The following is a 14719-nucleotide window of genomic DNA, read 5'->3' as shown; positions in this document are numbered from 1 at the left end:
AAGGATACGCCTGCGGGTGCTGAAACCGCAGGGCTTAAAAATCAGCGTGGCTTCCTCGCTATGGTGCCCTTCGTGAAATGACCGTAGTGGGACATAGAGCCGAATAGGTCTAACAAGGCCAAGAGTACGATGATTTCGCGGTCCCGATAGGTGTATTTTGCCTTGGCCATTAGCTGGCGGCTTTGTTGCTCTCAGTTTGGCGGGGCGATACCATCATCCCTCATAGGACGCACCATACATTCTTGATACGCCCCCGGCTGAATCGAGGAGGCGGCGGATGGGTTCGCGTTGTATGAAGTTAGGACGTCTCTTACCGGCTGTTCATGACCCCCTTTTTGCTTTCGACATGCGACGTTCATGATGCAGCAAATTCCCATCTCCGCTACTGTTATATGCCGCTCTGAAAATCCTCGCCGGTGGAGGCGCTGATGCGTCGTCTAAATGTTGTGGTTGTAGTCACGAATGTGCCCAAAAATCTCAGCTTGATGGATAGTTCCGGCCCTTCACGCGCGGTTTTTAACGCAGCACGCAGTCTCTTCCAGCTTTACCTCCAAAAGGCTCACATTGTGAACTCTGAAGAGGCGAGTGCGTTGAGCCCCTCCACCTCCAGCACGACTGATTGCCTTGGTCTAGCGCTTGTCTATGATTGACGCGCGAGGGCGAGTTTCAATCGGCCCCCAAAAAGGGGCGGCTCAGGTTATGGGCCCGCACCTTATCGCACACCAATGACGACCCTTGGCCGCGGGCTTGTGCCCGTTGCTCATTTCTGCGAGCGCGTAATGTCTCCATCGCCCAAACTCGTTTTCTCAGGTGCTGCGACCATCGACATGATCTTTTCTGTCGATAGCCTGCCGACGGGACCGGGCAAGATCATGCCAAAGGCCATGGTTCTGGCTGCGCATGGCATGGCGACCAGTGCCGCTATTGCAGCCCGCCGACTGGGTGGTGACGTGTCGCTGATCGCCCGAATTGGCAATGACCTCATGGGCGATCAGTTCTTGCGCGAGGTTATGGGCGAGGGTGTCGATTGCGCTTTTGTACGTCGGTTTGATGGAGTGGCCACTCCGCTCAGCGCGGTCGTTGTCGACGCTGCAGGGGAGCGCCTTGTCCTGCCCTATTATGATAAGGGCTTAGGCGCAGATCCGTCCTGGATACCAGAGGCTTTGGTTCAAGGGGCAGACGCGGTCCAGGTTGATGTGCGATGGCCCGAGGGGGCAGAGCGCGTGCTATCGCTCGCATGTGAAGCCGGAAAAATCGCAGTCCTTGATGCCGATGTTGGACCGGTGGACGTTATTGATCGGCTCGCAAAACTGGCGACACATACCGTCTTTTCTGCGCCCGCGGCCTTGAAAGTTGCAGAACGAGACAGCGTGGTGGAGGCACTCGCTGTTCTCACTGCGCGATACGCGGGTTTTATCGCGATCACCGACGGTGCAGACGGCTGTTATTGGCAGGAAAACGGCGCGCGCTGCCACCTGCGCCCTCCAAGAGTAGACGCTATCGATACGCTTGCGGCGGGCGATGTTTTCCACGGCGCCTTCACGCTCGCCATTGCAGAAGGTCAAAGCATCCGCGAAGCGATTGCATTCGCCAATGTCGCTGCGGCTCTAAAATGTAAAACCTTTGGTGGACGCCTTGGGTCGCCCCATCGAGATGCCGTTATCGCGGCATTAGCGGATTAGAAACGGCGGCAGCGAACGACGCTGTTGACTCGAGATTGGCTTTGCAATCATTATCAATATAATGTGATTGTTCTGCAATAATGCACAGTCCGTTGTGAAAACGCCTTCTTTTTTGTGTCGCGTACGGCCCCATATCTTGGCCACGAACGACATACAAAAAGGATTTAACCTATGTCACTCAAGGCCCTCGCAATCGCAACCGTCGCGACCGTCGCTTTCACTTCGACCGCAGCTTTCGCAGAAAGCCACTTCTCCAAGGACGAAGTGTTCGGCCGCTCGACCTATGCCACCACCGTTCTTCTGGCTGAGCAGGGCATCAATGCCACCAGCGTTGAAGGATGGGGTGAAGTGATCCGCGTTGAAGCCGCTGACGCCGATGGTTCGACGAAGCTGATCTTCGTGGACAAGGACACTCTTCGTCCAGTAACCCGCTAATTTTTTGAGAGAAGGCTTCCGGTGCTTGACGCCCGGGAGCCTTCTCTCTTTTCAGAGCAGGACCTTTATCCTCAGCGCTGGGGATTTGGGGTTTCAAAAGTTAGTCGCCTCTTCGTGACTAAACTTTTTCCAGGTTAGGGTTTTGGTTCAGCATCTGCCTCAACCTTGGACTTGTTTATGAAATTCGTGCCTTTGTTCCTCGCCGGTATTGTCATGAGTGCTGCCACTGGTGCGGGATTTGCTCATTCCGGTCCTGATTTGTCGCCCTATCCAGCGGCTAAACCCGGTCAGAAGCAACATGTCATCGTCCTGCCCCCTCACGAAAACGAAGACCAACTCAAGCTGGAGTTGATCGTTGGCAAGACCATGGAGATCGACTGTAACCATCACATGTTTGGCGGTGAGCTTGATGAGGAAACTGCCGAAGGTTGGGGCTACAATTATTATTTGCTCGATGAACTCGATAACGGCGCTTCGACGATGATGGGCTGCCCTGATGATTCCAAGCGTGAAGCCTTCGTGCGCAGCGTCGATGAAGAGCTGGTGCCCTACAACAGCAAGCTGCCTGTCGTTGTCTATACGCCCGAGGATGTTGAGCTGCGTTTCCGCGTCTGGCGTGCCGATGCAGAGCAGATCGTAAAATAGCGTTTCTAGCCCGTCTGGGTTGACGCGGACTTTAGAGCTCTTTTGGAACGGCGTACCTCAGGTGCACCGTTTTTGTAACGTGTGCTTACGCGTTCGGAGCGCTCGAAATTTAAGGGATTTCTTGAGGCGGGCTATCTTGTCGCAGTCGCCTCAGTGCCTTCACACTTGGGTGAGCGTTAGAGGACAAAAACAGCATTTTTGCGTCGTTCTGCGCAGGTGCTGTGGTCCGCGCGACAGTTGTATCTCTTGCCGGGCGTTGAGCCCAGAGTCACCGCGTGCTGTCTTGCGCGGTGAAAAACAAGCTTTGCTTTAGTGTTTAGTTGGGTCCCCGAAGCGGTAGTGGCTCGGCCAGTGAGAAATGGCGCTGAATTAACTCGCCAGTAGAATCTAATTTCTTGGATTCACTTGTCGAAGTTGATTGTTAACCAAGCGCGGTGACTTCATAACCCTTTGTAAGCGCACAACAAAAGTAACGTCTGATTCATGAGTGGCAGCTAGTTACTGCGTGCCGCTCACAGCATGGGTGCGAATTCCTTCTTGTAATTGATGAATTGCAAGGGACGGAGCGCTCACGCCTGTCGGCAGAAGAACGACAGAAAGACAGAATGCCTTCCACCGCCAACCGCTCGTCTCGAGGTTCTGTATGACCAGTACGCTCGAGCATATTCTTCGTCTTGACGGCGACATTGGCGTCAAAGCCGCTACCAGTGTGGCGGACGTTTTGCGTCAGTCCCTTCAAGATCACGCAAGTGTCCTCGTCGACACGCAGGCGGTCACTCATGCTGATCTCACCAGCGTTCAGACCCTGCTGGCTGCCAAGCGTTTGGCGGATCAAAACGAGACCACAGTGCGCATGGCAGAGCCGCTTGCTCCCGCCCTCGTGGACGCGCTTACAAGCTTGGGGCTGTTGTCAGCTGGTCAAGCCGACTTGTCGTTCTGGCCCCTTAATCCTGAACAGAAGTGAAGGCTTGAACTATGGCTAAAACCATTTTGACCATCGATGACTCTGCTTCCATTCGGCAGATGGTGTCGATGACGCTCATGACTGCCGGTTATGACGTGGTTGAGGCTGCCGATGGCGCCGAAGGCTACGAAAAGGCGATCGCGCAGCCGATCGATGCCGTGCTGACCGATCTCAACATGCCCGTCATGAACGGCATTGAGTTTGTCTGTAAATTCCGTGAGCACCCCTCCAGCAAGGGCGTGCCGATCATTTTGCTGACCACCGAGTCCGAAGACGAGCTCAAGCGCCAGGCCAAAGAGGCCGGTGCGACGGGTTGGATCGTAAAACCCTTTAAGCAAGACCAATTGCTTGCGGTTATTAAGAAAGTCACGGGCGCATGATCGGGATAGATCCTGCGGAAACGTTCCGTCAGGAAGCACGTGATCTTTTGGAAGAGCTCGAAAGCGGGCTGCTTGACCTTGGGCAAGATCCGCAAAATCGTGCGTTGATCGACTCCAGCTTTCGCGCCCTGCACACCATCAAGGGCTCCGGGGCGATGTTCGGCTTCACCGCGGTGGCCAATTTCGTCCATGAGTTCGAGACGGCTTTCGATCGCGTCCGCAAGGGCCAGAGCGACGCCAGCTCGCGCCTGATCGATATTGCGCTCGAAGCCAAAGATTACATTAGCGCGCTGATTGAGGACGAGGAGACCTACGTCGACGGCGACGCTATTCTCTCGCGTCTGCGCGTTATCGTCGGCTCCAGTGCAACTGCGCCAGCGGCTGATGTCGCTCCTGCGGCGCCTAGCGTGGCGCCGGATGGGATTAAATCCTGGCGGCTTGAGTTTTATCTGCCGTCGGACGCTTTGGTTTTTGGCACTAATCCGCAGCTTTTGCTTGCCGAACTCGCCGACATTGGCCCAACCAAAGTCATGGCACTGACCGAGCGCGTTCCGGCCCTCGATACGCTTGATCCTGAAGTGCCACACATCGGCTGGCGCGTTGATATAGACGCAGTCGATCCAAGCGGTGCGATCGACGACGTCTTCATGTTCCTGCGCGATGCCATGGAATTAACGCTGGTCGAGGTGGCACCAGAAGCCGCTCCTGCGCCCGTTTCGGGGCCCTCCGAACCTGCACCGAGCTCGGTGTCGAAGGTTGCTGCCTCGGCCAAGGCCGATGCGACAGGCGACAAAGCTGCCTCAACCTCACTGCGGGTGCCAGCGGAGCGTCTTGACGAGCTGATGGATCGGGTTGGCGAATTGGTGATTGCGCAAGCGCGCCTGAGCCAGCTCGCTGCGCATTCGGACGATGCGACGCTGAAATCGGTCGCGGAAGATTTGGAACGCCTGTCCTCTGGTCTGCGCGATACGACCATGGGCATTCGCATGGTGCCGATTGGGACGCTGTTCAGCCGCTTCCGCCGCCTAGTCTATGACCTTTCAAGCGAGCTGGGCAAACCGATTGAGTTTGTTACCGCCGGTGAAGACACCGAGCTCGACAAAAATGTCATCGAACGTTTGGCCGATCCTCTGGTGCACCTGATCCGCAATGCCGTGGATCATGGTCTGGAATCTCCAGATCGTCGCCGCGCGAGCGGCAAATCGGAAACCGGCATCGTGCGCCTTTCGGCGACCTATTCCGGTGCGGAAGTTGCCATTTCGGTGACCGACGATGGTGCCGGGCTCGACGCTCAGCGCATTCGCGCCAAGGCCGAAGAAAACGGGCTGATCTCTGCCGATGCCAAGCTGAGCGACCAAGAGCTCTATCAGCTGATTTTCGCGCCCGGTTTCTCGACCGCCCAGCAGGTCACTTCGCTCTCCGGACGCGGGGTGGGCATGGATGTTGTTAAGCGCACCATTGATGGTCTGCGCGGCACCATCGAGCTCAACACCAATCCCGGTGCCGGGACCACTGCAAGCCTGCGCTTGCCGCTGACCTTGGCGATTATCGAAGGCATGTTGGTGCGCGTTGGCGATGGGCTCTACACCATCCCTCTGGCCGCCGTCGAAGAATGTGTTGAGCTGACCGCCGAGGCAGAAGCGACGCGTTCGGGCCGCAATTTCCTCGATATCCGTGGAAGCCTCGTGCCCTATTTGCGCTTGCGTGAAGTGTTCCAGACGCCTGGCGTCACCGGTGAGCACCAAAAGGTGGTCATCGTCTCGTCTGGCGAAGGGCGCGTTGGGCTCGTGGTCGATCAGATCATCGGCAACAACCAGACCGTCATTAAACAGCTGTCGCGTTTGCACAGCGGCATCCGCACCTTCTCGGGCGCGACCATTTTGGGCGACGGCTCGGTCGCGCTCATCTTGGATACGGCCCATCTGGTTTCGGCAGGACAAAGCTACGTTGGTCGCTCTGAGAGGGCCGCATCATGACCCAATCCGATATGAAAGCGCTCACCATTCGCTTAGGCGACGAAATCTTCGCCCTCGAAGCTGAGCGTGTCCGCGAAATTCTCGAGCCGGTGCCGACGACCCTCGTGCCCAATGCGCCTGAGTTCGCCGCCCATCTCATCAACTTCCGTGGCCGCGTCGTGCCGCTGACCGATCTTCGGGTCGTGTTCAACATGCCGCGTCCGCCCGCCGATCACGACACCCGTGTCGTCGTGATGGAACTCGAAATCGATGGCGAGCCGACCGTTCTCGGGGTTTTGGCCGACAAGGTCAGCGACGTCACCGACATTGAGGGCAAGTACATCGAAGACGCCCCCAAGGTCGGCATGCGCTGGCCTGCCGAACTGGTCAAAGCCATCGGCAAGCGCGACGGCGGCTTCATCATCATTCCCGATCTGGGACGCATATTTCAAAGCCAGGGCGCCAGAACAGCGCCTAATGCAGCATCAGAAGAAAGGCTCGCTTAGTGCGCCTATCCATTAAACTCAAACTGGCAGCAGTTTTTGGCCTTGTCGTTATTTTGGCGGGCGCGGGCAATCTGCTCGCCATCAACAGCCTTTCGACGCAAAACGCTCAGTCCTCCTATTTGATCAGCAATATTGCTGCACGCTCGGTAAATCTGGCCAATCTCAAAACCAGCTTCTTGAACGTGTCTCAGCAAGCCAATTCTCTGCTGATTATCAAGGAACCGAATGAGCGGGTCGCGATCCGCTCGGATCTCGAAGCCAATTACCAAGTCCTGCGTGCTGCAATCGAGAACGTTGCCGGTCGCCTGACCGACGAAGCCGATCTGGTTGCCTTTGAGCAATTCGTCAAAAATGTTGACGTCTACTGGGATTACGCGGTGCAGGTGGCCGATCTGGCCCTGCGCGATACCGATCGAGAGGCCATGGCGCTGAGCCTAGAGCATGCGGCGGTGCATGAAATGGCGTTCGAGCAGACGGCCTTGTCGCTGCGCGATGCTGCAACAGCGCGCTACGAAGCCCTAAAGCAGGTAAACCCTGCTGGTGCAGACGCCGCCTTTGAAGCCTATATCGGCTACACGCGCATGTTCACCGACACGGCAGATGTTTTTGCCATGCATCGCAATATCATGCTGTTGTCTGACGAACCGGCCACCCAACAGGCCATGTATGACGACTATCGCGTAGTATTGGACCGTATGCTCTCTGGCGTAACCCGCCTTGAGCGTTTGGCCGTTGGTGATGAGGTTGCGGTCTTTGCCTCGGCAATGACACAGCTGACAGAGCTTGCTGGCGCGATGGACGAAGCCGTCGATTTGGCAATGCAGCGCTCGGCCTATGTCGGCTACACGATCTCGACCCAGCAGGCTGCGCCATTCCGTCTCGAAGCCATGGCATTGGTCGATCAGATTATTGATCGCAATGCCCAGTATTTGATGAAGTCGGTTGCTGAAGCCGGCCACACCTTTGAAACCGACCGGAACTTCCTCATTGGCCTGATGCTCGTGTCGGCGCTGATTGCGCTAATCGCAGCAATTTTCATCACCACGACAATCACTCGCTCGCTCGGTCGTGCGGTGAAACTGGCTGAAGCCGTCGCTTCTGGTGATCTCAATGCCAAGGCCGAGATTAAGAGCAATGACGAAGTGGGCGATCTGATCACTGCGCTCAACATGATGACCGGCAAGCTCGGTGAAGTCGTGTCCGAAGTCGTCAGCGCCACCCGCAATGTTGCTGCTGGCAGCCAGGAAATGTCGGCAACCGCCGAACAGCTGAGCCAGGGTGCAACCGAGCAGGCCTCGTCCACCGAAGAGGCATCCGCCTCGATGGAACAGATGGCTGCCACCATTAAGCAGTCGGCTGAAAACGCCACCCAGACCGAAAAGATTGCGCGTCAGTCTGCTGCCGACGCTAAGGCGTCCGGCGAAGCGGTGACCAATGCCGTCAACGCCATGCAGACCATTGCTGAAAAGATCATGGTTGTGCAGGAAATCGCCCGTCAGACCGACCTTCTGGCGCTGAACGCAGCGGTGGAAGCGGCGCGTGCCGGTGAACATGGCCGTGGCTTTGCGGTTGTGGCTTCCGAAGTGCGCAAGCTGGCTGAACGCAGCCAGAGTGCCGCGGCTGAAATCTCGACCCTCTCGGGCACAACGGTTAAGGCTGCGCAGTCGGCAGGCGATATGCTGGCCAAGCTGGTTCCCGATATTCAGCGCACCGCTGAACTGGTCGAGGAAATCTCGGCTGGTAGCCGTGAGCAGAGCGCTGGCGCTATGCAGGTGAACGCTGCCATCCAGCAGCTCGACAAGGTCACCCAGCAGAACACCTCCGCGGCTGAAGAAATGGCCTCGACCTCGGATCAGCTGGCGGCCCAGGCCGAACAGCTCGAACAGGCGATTAGCTACTTCCGTCTGGAAGAAGAAGCGCGTGAACCAAAGCGCGTCGATCCAGCGCTGGTTGAGAAGGCCAAGCCTGTCCGCGCGGCAGCGCGCAAGTCCGAAGGTTCTGCCTCCAAATCTGCGCAGGGCGGTGGTTTCGACCTCGACCTCAGCGATGATGGTCAGGACGAAATCGACAGCGAATTCGCCCGTCGCCCGAACGTTTGAACGTTCAACCATAAGCAGGTCCGGTCGCTCGTCTTGAGCGGCCGGAGCCAAACATTGATTGCTGCTGCTTTGCGGCGCTTTGGATTGTCGAATGGCTGAATTATCTCAATACGTTACCCTAGGCGTCGCTGACGAAGTGTTCGCCGTGCCGGTTGGCAAGGTGCAGGAAATTCTGGATCTTCGGCCAATCGCACGCTTGCCGCGTGCGCCTCACTATCTTCTGGGCATGATTGATGTGCGGGGCGCATCTGTCCCCGTTCTCGATTTGCGTCTGACGCTCGACATGCCCGCTGCGGCCGACACCGAAACCAGTCGCATTCTGGTGCTGTCGGTCGAGGGCCCCAATGGCGGCATGACCGTGGGTCTCAAAACCGACCGGGTGTTTGAAGTCACCGTTCTCGACGATGACACGCTTGATCCTGCGCCGACCGTCAACAGCGGTTGGAGCGATCACGGCATTGCTGGCGTCGGTCGACGCAAAGGCGAGTTCGTCGTCGTGCTCGATCTTGATCGGCTTTTGAAAAAAGAAGTCACCGCTGCGACTTCCGCTCTTTGACCCAATTCACGATCGGCAGTCTTGCCGGTCGTGCCTTCTATCGTTTGGACATCAATTTGCACGCCTCCGCCACCACACCGCTTGTGGGTGATTTGGATCACCTCTCCAGCGTCGACTATGACCGTATCGCGAACATTATCTCGTCGCAGATCGGCATTCGTTTGCCTCCGGCCAAACAGTCCATGGTGGAAGGGCGGCTGCGCAAGCGCGTCCGCGCGCTCTCGCTCAAGAGTTTCCGAACCTATGGCGATTACCTGTTTCGGCAGGGCGGGCTCGACAATGAGCTGCCCTATCTCATCGATGCGGTAACGACCAACAAAACCGATTTTTTCCGCGAAAGCGACCATTTTGAGCTGATGCGCAGCCTCATGGTCCCGCAACTCCTCAAGGCGCGACTGGGTGAAGCTTCGCCGCTGCTCAAAGTGTGGAGCGCAGCCAGCTCAACTGGAGCCGAGGCTTACACAGCCGCTATGGTGCTCGCCGAGTTGCAAGCCCAAAGCAAAGACTTCCGCTATGCGATCTTGGCGACGGATGTGTCGCGCTCGGTGCTCAAAATTGGCCAGATGGCGATTTATCCAGAAGAGCAAATTGCTCCCGTGCCAAAGGCGATGCAAAGCCGATATCTGATGTTTTCGCGTCGCAACGGCATCCGCAATGACGTGCGCATCGTCCCTGAACTGCGCCAGCGTGTGCGCTTCAACTATCTCAATCTGATGGAAACCAGCTATCCGGTTGACCGTGACGTGGACATCATCTTCCTGCGCAACGTTCTGATTTATTTTGAGAAAAACGATCAGCAGGCGGTCATAGAACGGCTGATGAGCCACCTTCGTCCGGGTGGGTATCTGGTTCTGGGCCATTCTGAATCCATGATTGGGACCTCGGCCGGTTTCCACCAAATCGCCCCTGCGGTGTTCCAGAAAACAACGGTAGCTGCATGACTGAGCTGACCACCTCCAAAATTCGCGTGCTGGTTGTCGACGACAGCGCCTCGGTGCGCACGGCGCTCTCTGATATCATCAACTCGGACCCCGAGCTTGAGGTTATGGCGACGGCAACCGATCCTTATGTGGCGGTGGAACGCATTCGCCATGAAGTGCCCGATGTCATCTTCCTCGATATCGAATTGCCGCGCATGGATGGGCTGACCTTCCTGCGCAAACTCATGTCCCAGCGCCCCATTCCGGTGGTGATTTGCTCCAGCCTGACGCAAGACGGCAGCGACATGTTTTTGCAGGCGATGGAAGCGGGCGCCGTCGATATTGTGGCCAAGCCGCAGATGGACACGGCGCAGTTCCTACATGAATCGAGCATGCGCATTTGCGATGCGGCCAAGGCCGCGGCCCATGCCCGTATGCCCGGCACGGCCAAGCGCCGCGTTGCGGCCCCGGTCGCCCAGATCAAGGTCGAAGGCAAGCTGACGGCAGACGCGATTTTGCCGCCGCTCACCGATCTGCGCCGCACCAATCTTATCGCGCGCTTGCCGCAAACAGAGCCGCTAATTGCCATTGGTGCCTCGACCGGGGGCACGGAAGCCTTGCGCGAAGTGCTTGAGGCCTTGCCCGAAACCAGCCCGGCCATTCTGATCGTCCAGCATATGCCGGCAAAATTCACCGCCGCCTTTGCGCGCCGCCTCAACACCACCTGCGCCGTCACGGTCAAAGAAGCTGAAGATGGCGATGTGGTTCTGCCCGGTCAGGTGCTCATCGCTCCAGGCAATCAGCATATGGTTTTGGTGCGCAATGGCGCACGCTACACCGTGCGTCTGGATGATGGCCCTCATGTCGCGCGCCATCGTCCTTCTGTCGATGTTCTGTTCCGCTCGGTCGCGCAGTCCGCTGGTAAAAATGCCTTGGGCATGTTGCTCACCGGCATGGGCGACGACGGCGCAAACGGCCTTCTCGAAATGCGCGGAATGGGCAGCACCACCATCGCGCAAGACGAGGCGACTTCGGTGGTCTATGGCATGCCCAAGGAAGCGGTGCAGCGCGGCGCGGCGGTAAAAATTCGCCCGCTCGATCGCATGGCCGCCGAGATCGCCGCCTTTGCCCATGCTCACAACAGCTCTGGAGACAGCGCATGACCATTCAGCTTGATCCAGCACAGCTTCGCGCCCTCGTAGAGGACGTGCGCAAACCACGTGAAGCCATTGAAGCGGCCTTTGTCGACGCTGGCGATCGCCTGAGCGAAGGGGCAAGCTTGCTCAATACGCTCACCCGATTGTTCGAAGCCATGCCCAGCGCCTTGCAGGGCGAGGAAGTCGGCGCAGCGGTTCAGCATCTCGATGCAGTTTCGGGTCGCGCTCTGACGCTGTCCGAGCGCTTTGATTTTGAAAAGACTGACCTTGATAGCCTCGTCGGCGTCGTGACGGCAGCCTCCTCGCCCATCGATGCCCTGCGCCGCACCATCAAAATGATGGGCATTGTCTCGATCAATGCGCGCGTCACCGCCGCAGGCATTGTCGGCAATGACGATGATTTCGAGGTGTTCACCGCCGACATCAAAACCCTGTCCGATACGGCGGGCAAAACCATTCAGGAATTTGCGCAGGTCTATCGCCAGCTTGCCGATGAGGTGAGCCGGGCGTCGCTGCAGCGCTCTGCCTTTGAAAGCACCCATTCCAACACGCTGAGCACACTGGCGCAAAACCTCAGCACGGCCATTACCGGGCTCAATCAGCATCAGTTCCTCGCCGCCGAGTCCAGTATTGAAACCGGACGCGTCGGTCGGCAGATCACGGGACGTATTGGCAGCACTGTCATGGCGCTGCAGGTGGGCGACGCCACGCGTCAGCGGCTTGAGCATGTCGAGGCACTGCTGAGCGCGCTCTCAACCCTAGCCGAAAATGGCAGTTTTGAAGGCGAAGCGATTGCGCCAGAGCATCTGCCGCTCTGCCTTGCGGCACTCGCCGCCTTGCAGGACGAATTGTTTGGCGATTGCATCGACACCTTCGCCGATGAGGTCAGCGCGGCCCAAAACGCTCTGCGCGAGTTGGTCTCGGACGCCAGCATCATCATCTCCTTGAGCAAGGAGTTTCAGGGCGATGGCAAAGGCAGCGGTTCGGCCATCTCGACTCTGAACGTGCAGGTGGGCACCGCTGTGACCACGGTCAATGATTTCGAAGGCGAGCGCGGTAAGCTTGAGGCGACCTCCATTTCCGTTCAGGAATTGGTGCGCAAGCTGCTCGAGCATGTGGAAGCGGTTCAGGAAATCGAAGCCAGCATGCATCTTGTCAGCCTCAACACCGCCGTGCGCTGCGCCCAGATGGGGCCGCGCGGCGCGCCGCTTACCATTATCGCCATGCAGTTGCGCGAGCTGACTGCTGAAACAGTCACCGCTGCGCAAGCTGCGATGGAGCAACTGACGAAGGCGACAGCATTTGCTAGCAAGCTCCACGATGCTGAAGCGCAAAGCGCGGATGGCCCCGTGGGGGAATTGGAGCGGCGGGCCAAGGCGGCATTGGCGATCCTGCTTGAGCTTGATCAGCGCATCTCGGTCGCGCTCAAACAGCTTAACTCCGACGCACCGCGCGTCATTCGCCTGCTCGAAGCGGCCGAGCGCGGGCTCGAAGGGCAGACCCGTCTCGTTGAACGGCTCGACGCCATCAAGGCAGAAATAGAGGCTTTGCGCGGCGAAGACACGCCAGAGCAACTGCCGGACGCCCTCAAGCCGATCTTTGCCAAGCTGCGCAAACTCTACACCATGGAGGCCGAGCGCCAGATCCATGATCGTCTGGTCGGCGCCCCTGTCGTTGCGGCCACCGCTGCAGCCTCAGCTGCCCCCGCCGCAGCCGATGACGACATTTTCTTCGGCTTTGATGAACCCGATGCCCCGGCTTCTGAAAGCTCTGACCTAGGCGATTTCGATCTCTTTGAAGCCGCCCCCCCTGCCGCTATCGAAGCGCCTGCGGAAGAGGATGTCTTCTTTGATGATTTCGGCACCGAGCCGGAGCCAATTGTGGCCAGCCCAACCAGCGACATTGACGGCTTTGAGCTCTTGAGCGAAGCGCCCGAAGTCAGTGTGACGGACCCTGAGCCCAAGAAAAAAGATGCCGACGATCTCGACGACATCTTCTTCTAAGCTATCCCTTGCCTAGACCGACAGCGAATGTCGGGCCGCGCCGAGGGTCAGATATTGGTCAAACCGCGCCGCTATGGCCCGCACGAACGGTCGGCCCGTATCGGTGACGACCACTGAATTGCCGGAAAGCGTCAGCAGCCCGTCGCTGTCGCTTTCGGCCATCAGCACGGCGCTCTCAAAGAGATTTGCCCCCGCCCGTCCAAACTCGTGAAAATCCTCCGGCCGCAAGGCAAAGGCACAAAGCAGACGCTCAATCGCGTGGCGATGGAGGCGATCCTCTTGTGTTAGCGCCACGCCTTTGCCAGTGGCCGGCTTGCCCTCATGCACCCGGCGTTTGTAGTCCGCGGTCGCCACAATGTTTTGCACATAGCCCTGCGGAAACTGCCCGATCGCCGAAGCCCCGAAGCCGATAAGCGCATCGGCCGCATCATCGGTATAGCCCTGAAAATTGCGCTTGAGCGTGCCGTTCTCGGCAGCAATGGCGAGGCTATCGCCGGGCCGGGCAAAGTGATCAAAGCCAATCGGGCGATAGCCCGCCCAGGTGAACATTTCTGCCGCGCGCTGTGCCTGCTGAAACCGGCTATGCCGGCCGGGCAATGTGGCTTCGTCGATCATCTTCTGATGCGGCTTCATCCAAGGCACATGCGCATAGCCAAAGAGCGCGCAGCGATCTGGCTCCATCAGCAGCGCCTTGGCGACGGTCTTTTCCAGCGCCGAAAGCGTCTGGTGAGGCAGCCCATAAACGAGATCGAGATTGACCGAGCGCACGCCCCGGCTGCGTACCGCCTGCACCACAGCCGCGGTCTGCTCATAGCTTTGCAGCCGATTGATCGCCTTTTGCACGGTGATGTCAAAATCCTGCACGCCAATGCTGGCCCGCGTCAGCCCAAACTCTGCAAAAGCGTCAAACCGCCCCTCATCGAGATCATTGGGGTCAATCTCAATGCTAATCTCTGCCTCGGGGCTGAGTGTAAAGCCGTCCGCAATCTTGCGTTTTAGCGCGAGGAGATCGGCGGGCTTGAGCAAGGTTGGCGAACCGCCCCCGAGGTGGATCGCCGTAACAGTTCCACGCCCCGCAAGCTGGCGCGAAACCCAATCCATCTCCGCGTAAAGCGCAAGGAGATAGTCCGCCACCGGCTCATAGCGCAGCGTGTGCTTGGTGTGGCAGCCGCAGAACCAACAGAGCCGATCACAATAGGGGATATGGAAGTAGAGCGAGAGCGTTGCGTCCTCTGGCAATGCCTTGAGCCATTGCGCATAGGTTTCGCCTGTGATGCCGTCATGAAAATGCGGCGCGGTGGGATAGCTTGTGTAACGCGGAACAGGGGCGGAATAGCGATCCACCAATTGTGCGGTCGTCAGCGCCATGGGAAGGCTCCGGGCCAATGTCATTGACCCGTTTTTAGCGCTCCATCGC

14 protein-coding genes are annotated in these 14719 nt (G+C 58.1%); 13 read left to right on the top strand and 1 reads right to left on the bottom strand.

The window, feature by feature from the left end; all coding sequences use genetic code 11:
- Positions 1–428 precede the first annotated feature (428 nt).
- From H4N61_RS16150 to H4N61_RS16090, 13 genes are all read left to right on the top strand, one after another.
- Positions 429–650 (top strand): hypothetical protein, encoded by a 222-nt coding sequence (locus H4N61_RS16150; protein WP_169196893.1) that lies wholly within the window; start codon positions 429–431, stop codon positions 648–650.
- Positions 651–779: 129 nt separating this feature from the next.
- Positions 780–1682 carry a PfkB family carbohydrate kinase gene (locus H4N61_RS16145; protein ID WP_169196892.1) on the top strand — a complete coding sequence of 301 codons (903 nt, stop codon included), beginning with the start codon at positions 780–782 and terminating at the stop codon, positions 1680–1682.
- Between the two features lie 171 nt (positions 1683–1853).
- Positions 1854–2117 (top strand): PepSY domain-containing protein, encoded by a 264-nt coding sequence (locus H4N61_RS16140; RefSeq protein ID WP_182394473.1) that lies wholly within the window; start codon positions 1854–1856, stop codon positions 2115–2117.
- Between the two features lie 177 nt (positions 2118–2294).
- A complete protein-coding gene (gene eco / locus H4N61_RS16135) occupies positions 2295–2762 on the top strand; it encodes a serine protease inhibitor ecotin (protein ID WP_182394472.1) in 468 nt (155 codons plus the stop codon).
- Between the two features lie 643 nt (positions 2763–3405).
- Positions 3406–3726 (top strand): STAS domain-containing protein, encoded by a 321-nt coding sequence (locus H4N61_RS16130; protein ID WP_182394471.1) that lies wholly within the window; start codon positions 3406–3408, stop codon positions 3724–3726.
- Between the two features lie 11 nt (positions 3727–3737).
- Positions 3738–4106: a response regulator gene (locus tag H4N61_RS16125; RefSeq protein WP_182394470.1), complete on the top strand. Its 369-nt coding sequence runs from the start codon at positions 3738–3740 to the stop codon at positions 4104–4106.
- On the top strand, positions 4103–6082 hold the full coding sequence (locus H4N61_RS16120) for a chemotaxis protein CheA (protein ID WP_182394469.1): 1980 nt from the start codon (positions 4103–4105) through the stop codon (positions 6080–6082). The genes H4N61_RS16125 and H4N61_RS16120 overlap by 4 nt, the downstream gene beginning before the upstream one ends.
- Entirely contained in the window at positions 6079–6567 is a 489-nt protein-coding gene (locus H4N61_RS16115; protein WP_248306003.1) for a chemotaxis protein CheW, read from the top strand. Before H4N61_RS16120 ends, H4N61_RS16115 begins: the two co-directional genes overlap by 4 nt.
- The gene (locus tag H4N61_RS16110) at positions 6567–8666 is read left to right on the top strand and encodes a methyl-accepting chemotaxis protein (RefSeq protein ID WP_182394468.1); all 2100 of its coding nucleotides are present in this window, start codon (positions 6567–6569) and stop codon (positions 8664–8666) included. Before H4N61_RS16115 ends, H4N61_RS16110 begins: the two co-directional genes overlap by 1 nt.
- 91 nt (positions 8667–8757) lie before the next feature.
- Complete coding sequence (locus H4N61_RS16105; protein WP_169195604.1) at positions 8758–9222, top strand: chemotaxis protein CheW; 465 nt, start codon at positions 8758–8760, stop codon at positions 9220–9222.
- A gap of 83 nt (positions 9223–9305) precedes the next feature.
- On the top strand, positions 9306–10163 hold the full coding sequence (locus tag H4N61_RS16100; RefSeq protein ID WP_169195624.1) for a protein-glutamate O-methyltransferase: 858 nt from the start codon (positions 9306–9308) through the stop codon (positions 10161–10163).
- Positions 10160–11305 (top strand): chemotaxis response regulator protein-glutamate methylesterase, encoded by a 1146-nt coding sequence (locus H4N61_RS16095; protein WP_169195603.1) that lies wholly within the window; start codon positions 10160–10162, stop codon positions 11303–11305. The genes H4N61_RS16100 and H4N61_RS16095 overlap by 4 nt, the downstream gene beginning before the upstream one ends.
- Positions 11302–13302: a hypothetical protein gene (locus H4N61_RS16090; protein WP_169195602.1), complete on the top strand. Its 2001-nt coding sequence runs from the start codon at positions 11302–11304 to the stop codon at positions 13300–13302. Before H4N61_RS16095 ends, H4N61_RS16090 begins: the two co-directional genes overlap by 4 nt.
- A 12-nt stretch (positions 13303–13314) precedes the next feature.
- Here H4N61_RS16090 and hemN read toward each other — a convergent pair whose 3' ends face one another.
- On the bottom strand, positions 13315–14670 hold the full coding sequence (gene hemN, locus H4N61_RS16085; protein WP_169195601.1) for an oxygen-independent coproporphyrinogen III oxidase: 1356 nt from the start codon (positions 14668–14670) through the stop codon (positions 13315–13317).
- Positions 14671–14719: the final 49 nt, after the last annotated feature.

Origin of the sequence: Devosia sp. MC521 (genome assembly GCF_014127105.1) — a bacterium.
Lineage (GTDB): Bacteria > Pseudomonadota > Alphaproteobacteria > Rhizobiales > Devosiaceae > Devosia.
This window is presented reverse-complemented; position numbering and strand designations above follow the sequence as displayed.